The following is a 20,148-nucleotide window of genomic DNA, read 5'->3' on the forward strand; positions in this document are numbered from 1 at the left end:
ATATTCCAGATCTTCAAATAATTTCTGCTACACCGTCGGTCTGATCAAAATCTGCTACTATATTATCATAATATTCCTGAGTTATCAATCCGTCTTCCAGCATTGTCCATAATAGTATTTCTGCTCATTATACCCTGAGATTTTATGATGGAAATATTGACGAAGTGCATTCATATCGCAGTCTGCACTCCAAAATGCATTTTCATTTATTGTTTTAATAATATATGATAATTCTCTTCAAACAATTATTTTACAAATACCTTCATCAATATCTCAACAGAATTCACTATTCTTTCATCGTAGTTTCCATATGGCTTATGATGAAAATCCCTTTCTGGATAGTTACATAAAATATCGCTTAATTGTTCGTCTTTATGTGGCTCAAAATAAATTGCTTTATCTCCCAACTGCTCAATGTTTACAGGCAAATTTGCAGCAATAACTGGCACCTGAATAGAAATAGCATCTTCAATCACCGTACTCCAACCTTCAAATAAGCTAGGTTGAATAATTGCCTGACAGTTTTTCATTAATTGTATCTGATCTGCACGTGGTATTAGCCCCAAAAAATTAATCTGATCTGAAAGATTATGTTTTTCTATCAACTCATGTAATTCTGCAATGTATTGAGAATTAGTCGCTTGGGGAAAACTCCCAGTCATTGCAATATATTTTTTTATTCCTATCTCATTCAGCCGAGCTAATGCAAGTAACAAAACTTTATGATTCTTGTGTTTGTGAAACTGATTTGATACCATAAAGTAATTCTCCGGCAAATTATATTTTCCCCTTAGCTGTTCTATTCCGTTACTCTCAAAATCCTTATTTATGGACACAAAATGAAAAACATGTATATTTAATTCTTTTCGAATTTTATAAAATCGATAAAAATCATCCAAAACCGCCCTACTGGAAACTACTAAATCAGAAGAATTCTTAAGCATAAAAAATAACCGAACAGCTCTATGCACTAATGTCTCTCTGGTAAAAAATTTTGGATAGTATTTATGCTGCAGATCTGCATACCAAGCTACTATTTTGGCCTTTGTTCTGCTCTTTACCGGATAATTACGTGCAGGATAAATTGCATCAAGATTATGCTCTACCACTAGATCATCGACAAAAACGTTTTTTCTTTTAATAAAAGACAAAAGAAAACCTTTAATTAACGAGGGAGCATTTTGTTCTATTAGCTTAAGGTATGGATATTGAAACTCCCCAATATGCTTCTTAAGATCTGCACTATAAAATAGGGTTATCTCTGGTTTATCCTCGTCTTTTAAATAATTGAAAGTTTTTACCAAATTTATAATATAGGTAATCCCCCCCATCCAGGTAGGCTGAAAATTAAATAAAAGGCCTATTTTTAGTCTTTTCAAATTAGGTGAAGTCATTAAAAAAAAATTATACTTTCTATTATAAATAAATAGTATATGCTCAATACATTATTCAACATGAAGCCAATCATAATAGCCTTTAAGTCCATCAACCATTTTTACTGATGGATGATAGCCTAGAGACTTCAAACGTAGAATATCAGCTTTCCAATTAAGAGGATCTCCTTTTCTGGAATCCCCAGAAAAGGAATACCTTATATCATATGGATAAAAACTAAAAAAAGTAGCAACCGCATCTTTTATTTTTACCTCTTCACCATTGGCAATATTAATTACATCTGCCCTGAAATATGTCGATTGGGCCACTCGTTCAATAGCCCTTGCCAGATCATCTACATGAATAAAATCTCTTGATTCTTCTCCTGTTCCAAATAAGGTAAAAGTTTCTCCTGAATTTGCTTTTTTATTTAAGTCCCAAAAAAGCTGCTTTTGAAGACCTGCTCCATATACCGAAAATATTCTCAGAGAACATGTTTGTAGTTTAAAAAAGCTATAAAATTCCTCACATATCTGTTCTGCCTGAAGTTTATGGAATCCATAGGGTGATAAAGGGTTTCGCTTTGCATCTTCGGATACAGGTAGTGTTTGTGGGTTACCATAAACCGCGGCACTTCCTAAATTGATAAACTTACATTCTGGTTGAAACTGATTAATTGCAGACAAAATCTTAAATACATTAACTGCATTGAGATAATAATCTCGCATTGGATTTTTTAGAGAATCCGGCACACTAGCAGCTCCTGAACAATTAATACAGATATCATATTTCTGGAAATGAAAAACTGTGTTAAAATCAGAATTTGATACATCAATTAAAAAGTATCGATCAGTATCCGCATAATCAACGACTACATCCGCCTTCCAAACTTGATAGTTTTTATATTCAAAATACTTTACAAGATTTTGACCAATAAAACCTTTGGAACCTATAATTATTACCTTCATAAAAATTACACAACACTATTATACAAATATTTATGCTTATCAATAAAACTCTTCTTCGATAAATTATTGGCATAACTAAAATCGTAATCTTTTGAATTAAGCACCTCTTCTTTTATTACATCTGCTAAACTATTCGGTTCTTCACTTCTAAATGTTCTTCCAATTTTAAATACTTTTGTTAAATACCCAATATTACCATGATCAGAAACAATGCAAGGTATTCTATTAACAACAGCCTCAGTCATAGGACCACTATTTCCAGTAAAATCTTTTCTATAGGGAAGAACAATATAATTACTAACTACAACATTTTCAAGAAATTCATCTTCTGACAGTTCCTTTAAAACTAGTCTCATTTTAAAGTTTGCACCTAATGCCTTTTTTTTAATGAAATCTTCTTTAAATATCAATGGTCTACCAGCTATATTCAACACCACTCTCTTTTTTATATCTGGGGATAGCATAGAAAATGCATCTATTAAAATATCCAAACCTTTATCAAATCGTGTACCCCCTAGTGCGCTAAAAACAATATCACCTTCTTCTAATCCCATTTGTATTTTTAACACTCTACTATTTTGTATTTTTGAATAATCATAAAATGAGGGATAATCAATGTATTCTACATTCCTTATTCCAATATTATTGTACTGACTCTTTATATATGAAGAATGAACAATTACCTTATTAGCTTTACTACAGAAATTTTTCAATAACTTTTGTCTTATTCTTCCTGTTGGGAAATAATGCATCGTCAGTATCACCCGCCGCTCTTTATTATAGAATTTTTTTAAAAATGGAACCATATAATACAAATCTGCATGTAAAAAGTGTATAATTCTTGCAGAATTTGCAACACTTAGCTGCTTTTTAAAATTTTTATATCTATTATATAAAAATGCAAAAACATTATTCTGCTCTCCATTATCTATATCTAAAGAAACAACTTCAGTATTTTCAATTGAATGCAACTCTTTCAAATAAATCACATTATGGCCAGATGTATCTTTACATGAATCAACTAAGGCTATCATACTTTTGCTTACATTTAACAATTAATATTTTTAAGTCAGTCAATAAAACTAAGTATTATTTTTTCCCCCTACCCTTATATATAAAATCAAAAAAATCTAAATATTTAACAGCTATTATTTTCAAGTCATTAGCAACTCTTATCTGCAATGCCTTATTTTGAAGGCTTTTTCTTAACTCCTCATTATCTATTAGCATTTGAAGTTTTGATGCGAATTCTTCGACATCTTTAACTTTAACCAAATATCCATTTATCCCATTTTGAATAATATCTGAAGGACCTGCTTCACAATCAAAACTAACAGGAGGAAGCGGGATAGCCATTGCTTCAATTAAGGCATTTGGATATCCTTCAATAATGGATGTAAATGCAAATATCTTACTTTTTGATAAAAACAAATCCACGTTCTTTTGATATCCTGCAAAAACAACTCGGTCAGCTACTCCCAATTCTGAAGCCAACAACTTTAATTCATCCTTCAAGGGACCATCACCAACAATAACCAACTTCCAATCCGGAGCATTGAGTTTTGCAAATGATTGTATTAAGTATTTTTGTCCCTTTTCAAACGCACAATGCCCTACATTTATTATTTGATTTTCTCTTTCAGCTTCTATCTTATTTATTTTTCTAAGAAAATTAGGAATAACTTCAACCGGAGCACTGTACTTTTTTCCAAAAACACTGGCTGCCATTTTTGTTTGTGCAATTACCCCATCAACTCGTATTCTCATTAAATAATGAGCAATCTTATATATTTTATTAAGGAGCCTGTTATTGGGGTACCTTACCCTAGTTGGACTCGATCTAAAGGATACAACCACTTTTGATTTTAGCCCCAGACTAGAAAATAAAGATAAAGCTATATAACCTAAACAAAAAATAACATCTGGCTTTGATCTTTTAAATTGTGATCTAAGAAAATATAATACAAAAAAAATATAAAGGTATTTACTAATCTTACTTTGATTGATATTGGGTTCAATTAACTTTACTTTAGGATGAAGTTCATAAAATTTAGGTTTGTTATACATTAGCACAATAGAGACATCCCCTCCACAACCAGCCATATAATTTGCCAACTCTGCGGCACTACGTTCTGTTCCTCCACAGGTTAATTTGGGTAAAACGATTAAAATTTTCATATCTGAACAATTCATATAAAAAGCGATATTAGTTTTTGCATAATCAGGAACATGTTAAATCAACTGATGATATTGCAGAAGCCACCATTATAGGTGAAATACTTTTGGATAGCGCCCTGCTTCTCTCAGCTAATTCAAATAATTTTTCATCAGAAGAATAAATTACTTTTTCTATTGCCTTTTTCAGTTCATCACTACTATGAGGATTTACTAAAAAGCCATTATAATTATTAATTAAAAAATGAGAAGCTGCTCCACAAGCATTGGTTACTATTAACGGTAATCCAGACGCCGCAAATTCGTGTATCACTAATGCCCATGGCTCAAAGATAGAGGGAAGAATAAAACAGCTGGATTCCTCTGCCAATTTAGACAACTCATCCTGGCTCATAAATTCCCTTATTGTTATATCCTTATAGGATTCAATTTGGGCTCTCAAAGGACCATTACCTACTAACGTTAAGGTTGCTCCATTTTTATTTTCTATTTCAGACCAGGCTTTTATTAAATATTTAAGCCCTTTTGCTTCTGCAAATCTTCCTACGTAAAGAAACTTCCTGGGTCCATTAAACTTTTCAAATTCGATAGGAACTTTAAGGAAAGTATCTATATCCGCTGAATTCATAGGCCAAAGGATTTGATTATTCTTATAGCCCAATCTTTTGGCATATTCATATTGTCTCATACCGGCAATCAAAACATGCGAAAAATACTTTCTATGTCTAAATCCTGCTGTCAATACGTTTGCCCATTGTTTCCCACCACGCCATTGTGTATCAAATCCCATTATAACTGATATCCCATTTTCTTTCCTCAATAACTTGGCTGCTTTATTATACATTGGAATAGTAATATCACTGACATATGCAATATGAGGATTAAATTCTAACACCATTCTATTAATCGCCCTTTGATCAAAATCTTTTCTCTCATAAAAAACTACATTCTTTAAATCAGGCACTTGATAAGGCACTAGCTTTTTCTTTGTCTCATGTACACATATCACTTCGTATCCCAGTTTAACAATTTCTTTAAGAACTGGGATGTTATATGGATTAATCTCTCGATATAAGTATAAGAATCTTCTATTTCTCATATTTTTGAGTTAATATTCTTAACAATCCCATCAACCATCCAACCATAGGGATTAAATTTTCCTTCATACCAATTCATATCTTTATCCCAATAGCCAACACAGGCATCATAACCTTCTTTAGCAAATCCATAACTAATTTCCACAATCAATGGATTTTTATCCTGAAACACAAAATCATAGGCCATGCATTGATCTCCTAGCTTATTTGACACTTCAAGCGCCCATTGAATAGTTTCTTCATTAAAATGATCCTTCTCATAATAAATAAAACCACTACCGGAAGCTCTAAAATCATTTTCTCTAACCATTCTTTTTATGGCAAAGGCCTTATCTCCAACAACACAAACTCTTATGTCAAAATTATTTTGAGGTATAAAATCCTGAAAATAAACATAGCCAATTTCTCTACCTGCCATCCTAGCATATTCAGTAGTGTAAAATAACCTAACCGATCCTTTCACTAAATCCAATAGTGTTGCCTTTCCTATTGAAAACTTTCTAAATCTTTCTTTCAAATTAGACCATGCTTCATATTGTTTAAAACCCTTTCCAAACGATTTATTTATCAACCTCTTAGCCTGACCATAGTTTTTTACAAGTTTCACATTATCAGAACCTGCCCCATTTCGTAGTTTAAAAACTTTTGGATAAACAGTATTCTTTGCCCATCCTATGGCATCTTTCTTTGTATAAAATACATATGAAGGAGCTAATGGCGCACCAATAGCCTCTAACAAATACTTTTGCCCTACCTTATCATCAAAATGCCAGACTGTATTGAAATCAGGAAACACTTCTTTACCCGACTTCTTTACTGCATATAATAACTGCTTGGCAAACTTACATTCCCTGGCTCCTTTATGATTGAAATGCCACATCAAAGCGTCACAATCAGACAATTGCTGAATAATATTGCTCCTATAACAGTCTACAATCTTGTAATCAATATTATTTTCTTCACAATAAGGAATCCACCTTTCACTAAAGGAACCTTTGGCTTTATGTATACCAATTTTCATAAATTTCAATTTTAGGATTGATTTCTAATTATACTAATCGTTTATTCGCTTTCCATCTAAATAAATCGAAGCCCATATCTCAAACGATACAACAACCCACAATGCTTCCAACTCAGCATATCTCAAACTTCTTATGTTCGAAATCCACTTATTAAATTGTGCATCATTAAACAATCCCCTTCTACGAACAGAAACCAATATCTCATCATTAAGGTACTCCTTAAAAGAATGATTTAGAAAAAACTCCCTAATAGGAATACCAAAGCCCATTTTATCCCTAAACGCAAAATGATTTCCGAAAGCCTTTGCTGTCATCTTCTTTAATAAATACTTGTTAGCATTATTTCCTTCTTCACTTTTTCTTAAAAGCAAATACTTTTCTGGAATTGAAAATGATTTCTCAACAATATTATTGTCGAGGAAAGGAACTCGGTTTTCAATAGAATGCGCCATTGACATTTTATCTTGTCGGACCAATAAATCGGGCAAATAAGTTTGCATTTCATATTTTACCTGTTTATCGAAAATTGATCCGGAAACTGAATTATATAGAGCTCTTCTATCATAGATGGCTTTCTCTTTATTAAAGTCGGGCATTATTTCTTTTGCCATTTGGGGATTCATAAACGAGGTAGCCATTATAGCCCTATAAGATGGATCCATGTAATCCATTAGTCCAGAAGGATATTTTAATCCTTTCTTTACTTCTCTTAAAACCTTTAAGTAATGGTAGGGATAATTTAAATCATAAAACCTTTGGTATCCACCAAAAACCTCATCAGCACCTTCACCACTTAAAAGAACAGTAACATACTCTTTTGCTCTTTGAGAAAGCTTGTATATTCCTATGGTATTAGGATGATTAATAGGGGATTCTAAATGCCAGGTAGCTTTTTCAAAATTATTCAGATAATACTCTGAATCCAGCAGAAATTTATGAGCCTCAATATTTAGTATATCCCTTACCTGATTTATATACTTTTCTTCTGAAAACCGTTCATTATCAAAAACTATTGAAACAGATTCGAAGTTTCCATTTGAACTGGCCCGGTTTGCCAACCATGTTACAAGTGATGAATCAATTCCTCCTGATAACTGGCATCCTAACTTTACATCACTCATCAATTGACTTTTCACACTTTTTTCCAGCCATGATTCAAGTTTCATCCCAAAACCTTCAATTTTTTCCTGAGAATTGTTATCCCGTTTATACTCATCTATATTGAAAAAGCGAGTGACAGATAGCCCATTCTTTTCGGAATAAGTTAAATAATGTCCCGGTAAAAGCGCTTCAACATTCTTGTATAGGGTTCCATTCAAATTATTTCGAAATAACAGATATTCATCTAGTTTGGCATGATTAAGTTCAAACTTAAAATTTGGTAGATATTTAAAACTCTTGAGCTCCGAAGAAAACCCAAACACTTCTCCATTATCAATGTAGTACATTGGTTTTATCCCAAACCTATCTCTGGTTATATAGAGCTCTTTTTTTGATAAATCGATTACAACAATGGCGAACATACCATTTAATCTATTCAACATACCTTCAAATCCATACCTAAGATACAAGGCCAATGCAACTTCCGTATCGGTTGAACTCTTAAAAGCATACCCCCATTCAACCAACTCCTTTGTATGATCAAAAGCATTATAAATCTCCCCATTCAGGGACAATATAACCTTACCATTGGGACTAATCATAGGTTGATGCCCATTGGAGGAAAGATCTAAAATACTCAAACGGTTAAATCCCAAAACTCCATTAAAATGAGCTTTAACCTCTTCAGTCATATCATAACCAAATTCCATGGAGTCACCAGAACACATATCAAAAGCTCTTATACCAGAATCATCAGGTCCTCTATGCTTTTGCACCTTCAACATAGAAATAATGTTAGAAGTATCTTGTATTCCGATTGACTTTTTACAAATATATCCAGCAATTCCACACATAAATTAAAAATTATTTACACTCATATTTATGAAGCATTCGTAACAAAACCTCTCGATGAGATTCACAACGAGATAAATTTAAATGGAATAATCGTTTTTTTCTTGACAACAATTTCGGCAAAAACCCTCTTTTTTGAAGAGCCATTATATACTTACCGAAATACGGCTCGATAAACGCATCATACATAGGAAAAACAGACTCACAATACTCTTGAAATCTTTTCTCTAACTCAATATCATCACTAATGATTTTACTTAACATTTCAATATCTCTACTAAAAATAACTTTCTCATCTTGTGACAATTTAAATACGCCAGGTTGTTCATTTCCTTGTTTAAGAGGAATGATTTTATAATCAATATTATCAGAAATTTCAAGTCGAACAGCATACCCTCTATTCCAATCTGAATTTACTTTACCGGGCCAATCATAAACAAAATTTCCCAAGCCATAAAAAATAGGTTTCCCATTATATTGCTCATACCCGGAAAAAACATGAGTATGATGTGATAAAACTACATCTGCACCAACATCCACCATATACCTAAAAAGTTTTTTAGTACGCGGAGAAGGTAAGTTATAGAATTCATTTCCACCATGAATAATTACAATTACGTAGTGGTGTGATTCTTTTGCTTCTTTAATATCATAATAGCATTTTACGGTATCTAAAGGATTAGCAGAATAAATTCCTTCAGAAGTAGTAAGAAACTCATTGTCGGCATAGGTCAAAACACCTATTTTTTTTCCTTTTATATTAACTGAGTATATTTTTGAAGCCTCATCTCCTGATTTTCCTATTCCAATTGTTTCTATTCCATTGGCACTACAAAGATTCAAAGTTTCTTGTACCCCTTTGCTGTCGTAATCCATAATATGATTATTCGACATGGTTACTGCTGAAACATCAGCATATTTTAATGCATTAATTGTTATAGGGTGTGCTTTCTGATATGGACCGGTCTTAGGTCTTGTTGTTTCCGAATTTGTTAAAGGGCATTCTAAATCTACAATATTCAGATCATTTCCTTTAAGCTCTTCTATAAAATCATTAAATATTGATTTTATTTCTCCTTGCTTAGAAAGTTCTTCAACCCTATTTATAGGACAAAAATCGCCCGTGATAAGTATTTTTACTGTCTCGTTATTCACTATAGTCAAAATATTTAGCTACAACAAACTCTATAATGCATAGTAAATGTTTAGTCATTGGCCGTCATCAAATCCCCGAGTTGATCGGAAGTCATAAACTCAACATCAGGCCACCTTTTTACTATTTCTTTCAGCAACTTTCCAAGCAATATTAAATTTACTTCCCGATTCTTCTTTACAAGAGCCCCAATAAAATTAATTCTATGCGAAGAAATAATTGCTGGCTTATTATACCTAAAAGAGTATTGAATCCTTTGCAAACACTCTCCAACCGGATCGTTATTATTTGTTATAGACGGTTCAAAAAAACAATTCCTAACCAAATACCTTTGCCCATAAGAGTTTTTACTTCCCATAAAATGATACTTTCTTTTATATTCACCAAAAGTACCCGTAGGAACACACTGCACAAATAATCCTTGTATATATTTAACCCCTCCTTTTGCCAGAGTGTCTTCAACATTACTATCCCATGCGTAACATGGAGGAATAAATGATTTTGATCTAAAACCAAATAATTCCTCAAACATATTTAACCCTTCCTTAAGGCTCTCTTTCATAAAATGCAGATCTTTCGGAGTATTGTAATCCAATACTTCCATAAAGCTATAATCTCCCTTTCCCGAAAACGTAGTTCCATTTTCAAATGAATAAAGAATCTCCTTAGTCCTTTTATTAAGCTCATCCATCCACCTCACCACATTTACATGCTCACGGGCATGAAACTGAGGATAGAACAAATGTTTTGAATAACCTTCTTTCCATAAACTCAACACTCTATCATGATGATCATATCTCGATAGGGTTTCCTCTACCTTCTCTACATGATATTCAGTAAACCCAGATTCTTTAATTTTCCTGAAATCAGGATTCCCCACTACCATATTAGCCGTTATTACAGCCGAATTACCAATGGAGTCTTTATAAGAATCCAACACCCCCAAAAGTTCACTCAGATCGTCATTACATTCTAAACTATCAAGTCTGTTATAATCAGAATTTGTCAGATCAAAACCTTTTTGTCTAAATTTATTATAAACTTCGATGGATGGCATTCTAATACTCCCCCAATCATCAGACTCGATTACAACAATTTTTCTTGATGTGGACCAACCAAATAAGTTATAAAGTCCTTTTATGTTTTTAATTATTTTTGTTTTCAATCGTTTTACATTTCAATTAAACAACACACTTGATAACGACAAATCACCAATAAACAGGGGCAACCCGAATACTGGACATAACATCCAAGCATTTATACTTCCGGTTCCTATTCGGAACTGAACCATAACAAATACTAAAATAGGTAATAGTCCCACCATGTTTATAGGATGAATCTTTCGCCCTTCTGTTTTATTAAAAAACAACAGAATAAAGAAAGAAGCAAATAAATAAAAAACATATCTGTAACGACCTCCAAAGGTTGGAATTGCACTCCCAAAATTGACAAACGAAACCAATAGCAATAAAAAACTAAATAGGTTTGATTCACCTTTTGTTTTTTGCATTTTTAAACTAATAACAAAAACAAAAATGATCCCTAAAATCAGAAAGTAAAACATATATTCATTCATAACCTTCATAAACCAGGAAGCATTTTCTTTGGCAGCTATTACAGCCTCCATATATGATTCATTGCTATAACCGCTGTATCTTTCCTGTACCGACCCTCCAAACTTTACTGAAAGCAATGAAAACAAGGGACTCAACAAACCAGGCAATACAAATGATAAAACAGCGATTGGAATATATATAATATTTTTATTGCCCATTAAAACATAAACAAACAATAGTAAATTTACAGTAATAAAACTCCAATGTATTAGAGATGCACATAGAGTCAGTAATAGAAACTTTTTATCTCCATTAATTAGAACGCGCATTGCTCCATAAAAAAAAACCCAGGTCGCGGTTGGCATTCGTATACCACTAATATCTGTTATTGGGGAGATAAATATAAATAAAACAACAAAAATTATTCTATTTATATTAAAGGAGGGGTCAAATTTTTCACTTAGCATTTCAATAGACTTAATATAAAAATAGCCCATAAATGCAGCCCAAAAAGCAAAATACAAACTATCCTCTGTCGTTATCCTGGAGATTAAAAATGATATTAATGGCTCAACAATATCAGTATCTACTGAAGACCAAAATTCGCTAAATGATAAATAGGAATTTTCAACTAACTTAAGACTGTATGAGTAGGAATCAATCCCTACCGTATCATTTACAAATAAAAATCCATAATAGATCAGGAAAAGATAAATAACTCTTCGAGCATTTTGATCCCTAAAATTGAAAACTGCACTCAAAAATCCAACAAATGGCCAAATAAAAAATAATATATAGAAATAAACACTTCTATTATTCCTGGTATAATAATTCCATATTTCAAAACGTGAATTCATAAAATCAGCCATTTGACACTACGATTATTCTGATTTTGTTAGCTCAAGAAATTTATTTGCTACTTTTTCAATATTAAATCTTTCTTTATCAATAATTCTTCTCCCAGAATAGTCCTTATTAAAAAAACGATCTATATTCTCTTCATCAAGATTAGCTGAATTTATATTTAGGATAGGTCGATTGGAAAGTGAGTAATCTATAAGCTTACTCGGAATAGCTTCAATGTTCTCATTACTATCATGTATTGTATCAACATTAATTAAAAAATCGGCTTTGCTTAACTCAAAAATCAAAGACAACCTATCCACATAATCCCTAAGTTCCAACTTATTACCTAAAACATCCTTATATTTTCTATAATAATCAGGCTGATTAGTATAAACTACAAATATAAATTCATGAGTTGAGTTTGATATATAATCAAAAAACAAGTTTAAATCTCGTACCCCGGGGATAACACTACCCGAAAAAATGAAAGTTAATTCTTTGTTACAGTGTGAGACGGTACTTAATTTAACCTCGTTAAAATTAAACCCCTGAGGAATAACTCTCATTTTAGATCTATACTGAGGGTAAAACTGCTCTTGCAACTCACTAAATGGAATAGAAATATAATCGCATTTCCTACAAAAAGAGTCTTCCATGTATTTAAAGTAAAAAGGCTTTCTAAAAGAATCAAACCGGGATAGCATATAGGGATCCCCACAATCAGCTACCCAAACTTTTGCAATACGATGTTTTCCACTTCTACTCCAGGCAGCCCCCCAATGAACGGGGTATGGAACTGCAAAAGAAATCAGCAAATCGTAATTCTCCTCATTATTTAAAACAGACTTTACCTTTAACATATCCATTATAGCAGGATATTCCACCAAAATTCCTAAGATCCTTTTAATAATAGCTAATAATCTATCAAGGAAAGATATTCCAACACTTCTAAGCTCTGGAAAAAACGGTTTCCTCCACATTTTAAAAGTTATTGGATATTCTTTCAGAAAAGAAGAATAATCATGATCTCTATGTTTTGAATAAACTGTAACAGAATGACCTTTTCTATATAGTTCTTTTGCTAATTCTGTAGCTCTGAAACTTCTAGGTGAAATTTCAGGGTAAAATCCGTTAGAAACTAGTAAAACTTTTTTTTTATCCATTAAATTTTTAGAGTTTGTTTTTGTTTAATAGCTTCGTTAAAGTAAATAGAACAGTCATCATATTTGGATCCATACGATAAGGCGACCTATTATAATATGGTTTTATATATGGAAGTAATTTGACAGGCATTACATGTTTCACTGGCAATATTAAATCTTTAATCGTTTTAAACCTCAATGCATATAATTGATTCATTCCCTCACTGGTTTTCACATTTTTCCCTAAAAATCTTACTAACAAATGTATTATTGACAATGGAATCATATTCTTTAGCACACCTCTTAAAGTTAATACCTTTTTGGGTCCATGATCGTTTGCAAATCTCACCTGCTTTAAGCTATCTGTCAACAATGTTAGTTTCTCTATTTCATAAAGAAGTTTTCTACCTTGAAGCTCGAATGAACATGGACTTAACCATAAAATTGCTAATTCTTTATCCCATAAAGGAAGTGCCACTCTTAATCCCTGAAAATAATATCCTCGTATACTATTGATTATAAATTTAGAGTGTTTTTCCTGCCAATGAAATTTTGCCCTGAACATGTCCTTTTCTAAGCTTTCCTCTTTACCGAATGCTTCTACATAGTTATAAATATCTTTATGTTTTTGAGCATGTATAACAATTAAATCTTCAAAATATGCATCGGTTCTTATCTTTTCATATGACAAATCATTCAATTCTTTACCCCAAAGTCTGCTAGACATTGAGGTATGTCCTGGAATAACAACATCCTCACTACTAATAACATTCCTACTTTTCAATTCGTATATCGCCAATAAATCCTGGAAATGTGAAGTTGAAACACCGTTAAATGCAAATTCCAAATATTGATCAATAAGTCCATCATCATGTAATTCCTTCCACTTTTGTTCACTATATTCAACAAAATACCATTCAAAACCTAAGGTTTTCGCCACTTCCTTACTTATGTCAGCCTGAACGTTATTATTGCATTGCCCATATGAAAAGCAAAGTACATTTTTCACACCTAATCGATGAAGATAGTTTACTATCAATCGGGAGTCATGTCCTCCGCTTAAAGGAACTACCCATTTCCTTACATTGGGAAAGTTTTCCAGCATCCTTTTAAAACAAGATAATAAAACCTCATCAGCTTTTGTTGCATAGACATCAATAGAAGAGTATTGCGGGTAGTTATTATTTTTAGAGAAATTAAAATATTGCTTATGACTGAATTCTCCTTCTTTATAAACTACTACCTCCCCTGGTTTTATCCCATATACTTTTTCATATACTGTACCATTATCAAACACTAAACCAGAGATTGTATATTCTTCCAGCTTATTCTTATCAATTGAGAAATAATCATATTCCTGCTGGTACTTTTCTAACTGATCTGTAATAAAGAGATTCTGATCTCTATTTCCCCAAAACAGGGGAAAACTTCTAATAATATCTGAAACAATTATACACTCACCTTCAGAAACAATTATTAATGAAAATAAACCAGTAGTATTCTCTATGACATCCATAACTGCACTTTCGACATCCAAACGACTTTCCATACATTTCAATATTCTGTCGCCCCAATCTACTTCCGAATTATTGATATTCAACAAAGAAGGAATACCTTGATAATAGATATCAAATTTTCCATCTGCCGAAGATATATAATGACTTGCACCATATAAATGAACACTAATATTCTTTTTCATGCGTTTATAATTTTCAGAGAAACCAGGTCAGTTTGTCAAACATTCAGAGAAATTCCGAGGAAATTTAATTAAATTTCATCCTAATTCTCAATGAATCTATAAACCTATCCAGTAAAATATACCCTAACATATACCTAATAGAAACATTATATAATCTACCTATTAGAGCATATTGTTTGCTACAACCTTTCACTTCTAATGTGGATAATGAATTTATTTTAAGCGACTCCTTTATTTCTTTTCTATTCTTTAAATAATTACTTATTCCAAACGAAAAAATATACAAAAGAGTAAAATGTATAATGGGCTGGTTTAAGAAAGTTTTCTGTTTTTCTAATGGACATTTATTCCTAAACACCTTTAAATTCTTAGCTGCGTTGAGGAACCCCTCTCTTGCCCTTTCTGTGTAAAACAATCCACTATGCGTAGCTGATCCTGGCCTGGTTGTTCTTAGATAAAACGGTTTATTAATAAAATTCACCTTGTTTGCCAGGCATCGAACACGAGCTAAAAATTCCCCATCCTCCAGATATGGTACTCCGGATAAATACCTAAGCTTATTTCGATCAAGAAAATCCTTATTATAAAAAATGGCAACAGAACGATGGGGATCCCGAATTTCAGATTTACCTCTTACATATTTATCAAAATAATCAATACCGCTAAGAACCTCGTTTTTTTCGTGGATTGGATCAAAAACATATTCCTCTTCGCCAGATACATCTAAAATTATATACCCAGTCAATGCTACATCAATATCGTTTCTATCAAGAATATCCAACCTTTCTTTTAAAGTGTTTTCTTTTACATAGTCATCAGGATCAATCATAAGTAAATATTTTCCTTTTGCTATATCCATACCATTATTCCTAGCCATGGATACTCCCTGATTAACCTGATCTATAATACATATATTATCAAATTCTTCAGAGAGCTTTTGAACAACACCCAAACTATTATCTGGAGAACCATCATTTATACATACTATTTCATATGTATTCTTTGGTAAATCCTGATTTTGAAGACTACGTATACACCTCTCGACATAAGGCTCAACATTGTACATTGGAATAATCACAGAAAGACGTATCATTATTAAATTTATAATCTTAACATTAAGCTATTGATAAAACATACTATTTTTAGCATAAAATGATGTTTTCTTCTTTACCCATAAAAAGTACCGAAAAGGGTTTATCCAAACTGTAATAAACAAATAAACCAAATCTGATAATATTGACTTTTTATTAATCCAATCTAACCTATAAATTTGGGAAACACACCAAACAAATCGCTGATTAAGTCTTATATCTTTAGGTAGGTTTGGATAAATATAAACTCGCCTAAATTCTTCCTGCTTAAAAAAATTAGGATTAACAACACACTTCTTTCCGTTATTGTTTATTGCCTTTGCATGCCTTCTGTAATTAACTGTGATTTTATCCATAAAACTAAGTTTATAGCCATTCTTTGTAAGATTTAACCATAATGGATAATCCTCAAGCAACCTAAAACGCTCATCAAACCCTCCTACGGATAATAGCGTATCTTTATGAAGAAAAACAGAAGGCGAAAAATTTATCCTATCTGAGGTCAAAAGTAATTGATATTGATTTTCAGACGTAAGCTCATTAAAAACAATACTTGTTTCATCAACTTCTTTTGGAATTGTGTTTAAATAGTTTTTTTCCTCAAAGCTATCTTTGTAAATTTTAAGCTTTGAAAACAACACCTTGACACCAAAATTTTCTTTAACAAATTGCATATTATCAGATATACAATTTGGTAAAAGAACATCATCAGCTCCTATAAACTTAATCCATTTTCCACTGGCAACTCTTAGACTTCGATTTGCATTAGCGGAAACACCAGTATTTTCCGACACCTGAATTATTTTAACGTCTACAAAACGCTCCCTATTATTATTTAAATTTAACCACAATTTTACTTTTTCTAAAGTATCATCAGTTGATGCATCATCTCCGATTACAACCTCTATATTTGGATATGTTTGTTGCGCAAAACTCTCTAAGGTTTCAATAATATGTTTACTACTATTATAAGTACTGGTAGCAATTGTAACTAAATCCATGATTATCCTCTTTAAAACAATTTACTTCGGAAATTACTTATGATATTTTTTACTCCAATTCTTTTATCAAGTTCTTTCAAAGAGATAATGCTCACTACTATAGTTACAACACCGCATCCATAATATGCGTTCGGAAAATCAAGGTAAACAATACATCCAACTCCAATAGATAACAAAAACATATACAACCCAACAAGTCTGTATGCTGACATTGATATAACAAAACCATATCTCCTCTTTAATATAACATATAACATGATTACACTAAACAAGTAATTAATGTTTAGTGCAATTCCTAATCCCTCTATTCCATATAGTTTAAAGAAAAGAACGTTAAAAAACAAAAACCAAAGTACTCCTATTAACTCTGTTATGAAGAACAGACTATTATCTCTTTTAGATATAAGCACAAAACCTGAAACCCAGGTAATACCTTTAAGCATAATAGCCAGTGATGCCCATTTTAAATAACCAATAACCGGTAAAAACTCTTCACTCAGCAATAATCTCACTAAAATAGGCGCACTCAATAAAATAATTGACAGAATAGGCCCTAGAATTAAAATAACTACTTCTGCCTGTTGATTTACAACATTTTTCCATTTTGCTGAATCATTAATAACCCCAGATAGCCTAGGAAAATAATCCGTACTCATGGCAACAAAAACCATACCCACATATCCAGTCATAATACTACTCCCAGCACTAAAAAGCCCAAGCTCTTCAAGACTTCCAACTTTAGAAATAAACGCATTGAGCAAAAAATTGCTTCCTGTTGTTAACAATGTACTCAATGTTAAAACGACACCCAGCACAACCATTTGTTTTCCTCCTGCAAAAACATCTCGAAAGTTCATGTTGATAGCTTTTACATTTACTTTCTTTCTAAAGTATAGAGAAACAACATAAGTTGTAGCAGAAGAAGCTACTATTGCAGGAACTACACCATTTATCCCATAAAAATAAAATATAGGAATTACTACCAAAAGACCAGCTACAGACCCTGAAATATTAGCACTTGCTAAAAGGTTTATCTTTCTCATCCCTCTTAAAAGGGTATATAAACCTCCCGTTAAGGCTGTAAACAAAAACGTTACTGATAAAAACATAAATGTTTTTGTATAACTATAATCATCAAATGTCAATCTGCTCAACAAAGGAGATAATGCAATAGTAAGAATGACTCCCAAAATAGCAGACAGCCATATCCAACTGCTAAATATAGTATATACCTTCTTTAATTCTGATTTATCATTTGCTTCTTTAGCCTTTGATATATCACGGATGGCACTTTCATTAAGCCCCATACCGGATGCCAATTTGATTACTTCTAGTGTTGAATTCAATAAACCATTCAATCCCATCCCAGCGGTACCTATAAGAACAGCTAACAATTTGCCTCTTAATAAGGTTACAAAAATATTGAACACCTGAACACCACCAAATAAGGATGTGGCCTTTAATATTTGTCTATAAGAAGATCTATCCTCAGCAACACAACCATTATTATTGCCTTCTTTGTCTACATCCATTATCATTGGATTATCTTGCAAAACTTCACTATTAGAACTCATTGTGACAAATTATTCTTCTTTACAATTATTCTAACCATCAAAACACAATCAACAATCTTCATCAAGTTTAGCAATTTCTTCATTCGTAAAAATCCGGATTAACTTTGCTGGATTCCCACCAATAACTGAATAAGGTGGAAATGAAGAATTAACAAAACTATTAGCAGCCACAACACAATATTCTCCTAACACAACATCAGGCATAATAATTGAATTTGCACCAATCCAACAATGATTTCCAATCTCCACTTTCCCCTTCATTATTGGGAAGACCCTTTGCATTTTAGCTGAAGCATTTGGTCCCGATGCAGACATTATATTCACATTTTGTGCAATACTAACATTTCCGCCAATTATTATTTTCTCCCAATAACCAATAACGACAGTGTTTATCCCAAAATAGGATTCATCTCCAATTTCCAATTGACAATCCGGACCACCGAAAACACTACAACGCTTAGCGATTTTAACCCCATTTCCTATCTTTGCATAATTTATGTTTGAAGATGGATCCACATCCACTCTTTCACCTAAAGAAATATTTGATATAATCATTTATTTTCTATTTAATATCAAAGAATTTAAAACATCTGCAAAATAATGAATATCACCTTTACCTAAATTTTGATGGCTAGGAAAGAAAAAAGCATCTTCACCATAGAAAATGCTCGATTGAATTCCATGAGCCCAAAGGGTCTCCTTTAAATAGTTCAGATCTTTTATTATTGAATTATTTTTTAACATCATAACAGATGGAACTTCCTGGCTGGATTTAGTAAAAAACTCATTTAATCCCAACTGTTTATAAACTGATATAGCATAATCATAATTAGATATTCTTTGCCCTACCAATTCCTTTATGTCGGCTACATAATAGCTAATAACATTTTTTATATATTGCAACAGAGGTTCACTAATTTGAGGTTCTTTATTCAATCTATTCTTTTTATTATTTACTAAAACCCCTCCAACCTGAACAGGGAAAAACTTTGGAAAACTATACACTGCAAAATCTCCATATTTACCTATTTTTCCCTTTTCATCCTGACTAAAAAAAGTTGTACAACAATCTTCTATAATAGGAATATCTAAAGAACACAAGAAATCCATTTCAGGGTATACATAACCAAATTCATGATTAACAAAAATTAGTTTTGTTTCTGATAAAATGTTTCTTGACCACTGACATATTTTTTCTATTTCCTTAGTAACACAACCGCTTATATAAAAATTTCCACTTGTGGTAAGTATTGTGACAACATCATTTTTGTCTAGATTATAATACGATAACGCAATGTTAATAGCCTGTCTTCCATTTTCAGTAAAATAATAATCGTTTCCCTCAAATTTCTCATTTAAATAATGTACAACACCATTATTGTCTGGCAAAGAATTATTAAGAGCCACATGTTTTGTTTGAAAAGGTCCTATTCTATAGGATGGTAAACTATATGGGTCCGGATTTAACACAAACATCAAATCATGAATTTATGAAGA

The 20,148-nt window shown here is 32.1% G+C and carries 17 protein-coding genes; all 17 read right to left on the bottom strand.

Going from position 1 to position 20,148, the window contains the following annotated elements:
- Positions 1 to 245: 245 nt before the first annotated feature.
- The 17 genes from OM074_RS00810 to OM074_RS00890 all read right to left on the bottom strand — a co-directional run bounded on the left by OM074_RS00810 (position 246) and on the right by OM074_RS00890 (position 20,127).
- Positions 246 to 1,379: a glycosyltransferase family 4 protein gene (locus OM074_RS00810; protein WP_301197362.1), complete on the bottom strand. Its 1,134-nt coding sequence runs from the start codon at positions 1,377 to 1,379 to the stop codon at positions 246 to 248.
- Positions 1,380 to 1,445: 66 nt separating this feature from the next.
- Positions 1,446 to 2,342, bottom strand: a complete 897-nt coding sequence (locus OM074_RS00815) for an NAD-dependent epimerase/dehydratase family protein (protein ID WP_301197363.1) — start codon at positions 2,340 to 2,342, stop codon at positions 1,446 to 1,448.
- A gap of 5 nt (positions 2,343 to 2,347) precedes the next feature.
- Positions 2,348 to 3,376, bottom strand: a complete 1,029-nt coding sequence (locus tag OM074_RS00820) for a glycosyltransferase (RefSeq protein ID WP_301197364.1) — start codon at positions 3,374 to 3,376, stop codon at positions 2,348 to 2,350.
- Positions 3,377 to 3,431: 55 nt separating this feature from the next.
- Positions 3,432 to 4,520 carry a glycosyltransferase gene (locus OM074_RS00825; protein WP_301197365.1) on the bottom strand — a complete coding sequence of 363 codons (1,089 nt, stop codon included), beginning with the start codon at positions 4,518 to 4,520 and terminating at the stop codon, positions 3,432 to 3,434.
- A 43-nt stretch (positions 4,521 to 4,563) separates the two neighbouring features.
- A complete protein-coding gene (locus tag OM074_RS00830; protein ID WP_301197366.1) occupies positions 4,564 to 5,616 on the bottom strand; it encodes a glycosyltransferase family 4 protein in 1,053 nt (350 codons plus the stop codon).
- Entirely contained in the window at positions 5,613 to 6,635 is a 1,023-nt protein-coding gene (locus OM074_RS00835) for an ATP-grasp domain-containing protein (RefSeq protein WP_301197367.1), read from the bottom strand. The genes OM074_RS00830 and OM074_RS00835 overlap by 4 nt, the downstream gene beginning before the upstream one ends.
- A 33-nt stretch (positions 6,636 to 6,668) precedes the next feature.
- Positions 6,669 to 8,591 (bottom strand): asparagine synthase (glutamine-hydrolyzing), encoded by a 1,923-nt coding sequence (asnB, locus tag OM074_RS00840; RefSeq protein WP_301197368.1) that lies wholly within the window; start codon positions 8,589 to 8,591, stop codon positions 6,669 to 6,671.
- A gap of 10 nt (positions 8,592 to 8,601) precedes the next feature.
- A complete protein-coding gene (locus OM074_RS00845) occupies positions 8,602 to 9,744 on the bottom strand; it encodes a CapA family protein (protein WP_301197369.1) in 1,143 nt (380 codons plus the stop codon).
- Positions 9,745 to 9,794: 50 nt separating this feature from the next.
- Positions 9,795 to 10,907: a hypothetical protein gene (locus OM074_RS00850; protein ID WP_301197370.1), complete on the bottom strand. Its 1,113-nt coding sequence runs from the start codon at positions 10,905 to 10,907 to the stop codon at positions 9,795 to 9,797.
- 12 nt (positions 10,908 to 10,919) lie between these two features.
- Positions 10,920 to 12,155 (bottom strand): EpsG family protein, encoded by a 1,236-nt coding sequence (locus OM074_RS00855; protein ID WP_301197371.1) that lies wholly within the window; start codon positions 12,153 to 12,155, stop codon positions 10,920 to 10,922.
- A gap of 24 nt (positions 12,156 to 12,179) precedes the next feature.
- Entirely contained in the window at positions 12,180 to 13,307 is a 1,128-nt protein-coding gene (locus tag OM074_RS00860; protein WP_301197372.1) for a glycosyltransferase, read from the bottom strand.
- Positions 13,308 to 13,314: 7 nt separating this feature from the next.
- Positions 13,315 to 14,985, bottom strand: coding sequence for an asparagine synthetase B family protein (locus OM074_RS00865; protein WP_301197373.1), 1,671 nt, complete (start codon positions 14,983 to 14,985; stop codon positions 13,315 to 13,317).
- A gap of 64 nt (positions 14,986 to 15,049) precedes the next feature.
- The gene (locus OM074_RS00870) at positions 15,050 to 16,078 is read right to left on the bottom strand and encodes a glycosyltransferase family 2 protein (RefSeq protein WP_301197374.1); all 1,029 of its coding nucleotides are present in this window, start codon (positions 16,076 to 16,078) and stop codon (positions 15,050 to 15,052) included.
- Positions 16,079 to 16,105: 27 nt separating this feature from the next.
- Complete coding sequence (locus OM074_RS00875; protein ID WP_301197375.1) at positions 16,106 to 17,077, bottom strand: glycosyltransferase; 972 nt, start codon at positions 17,075 to 17,077, stop codon at positions 16,106 to 16,108.
- An 11-nt stretch (positions 17,078 to 17,088) separates the two neighbouring features.
- Positions 17,089 to 18,651: an O-antigen translocase gene (locus OM074_RS00880; protein ID WP_301197376.1), complete on the bottom strand. Its 1,563-nt coding sequence runs from the start codon at positions 18,649 to 18,651 to the stop codon at positions 17,089 to 17,091.
- Positions 18,652 to 18,699: 48 nt separating this feature from the next.
- The gene (locus OM074_RS00885; protein WP_301197377.1) at positions 18,700 to 19,206 is read right to left on the bottom strand and encodes an acyltransferase; all 507 of its coding nucleotides are present in this window, start codon (positions 19,204 to 19,206) and stop codon (positions 18,700 to 18,702) included.
- Positions 19,207 to 20,127, bottom strand: a complete 921-nt coding sequence (locus tag OM074_RS00890; protein ID WP_301197378.1) for a DegT/DnrJ/EryC1/StrS family aminotransferase — start codon at positions 20,125 to 20,127, stop codon at positions 19,207 to 19,209.
- Positions 20,128 to 20,148 lie beyond the last annotated feature (21 nt).

Origin of the sequence: Plebeiibacterium marinum, assembly GCF_026013615.1 — a bacterium.
GTDB lineage: Bacteria > Bacteroidota > Bacteroidia > Bacteroidales > Marinilabiliaceae > Saccharicrinis > Saccharicrinis marinus_A.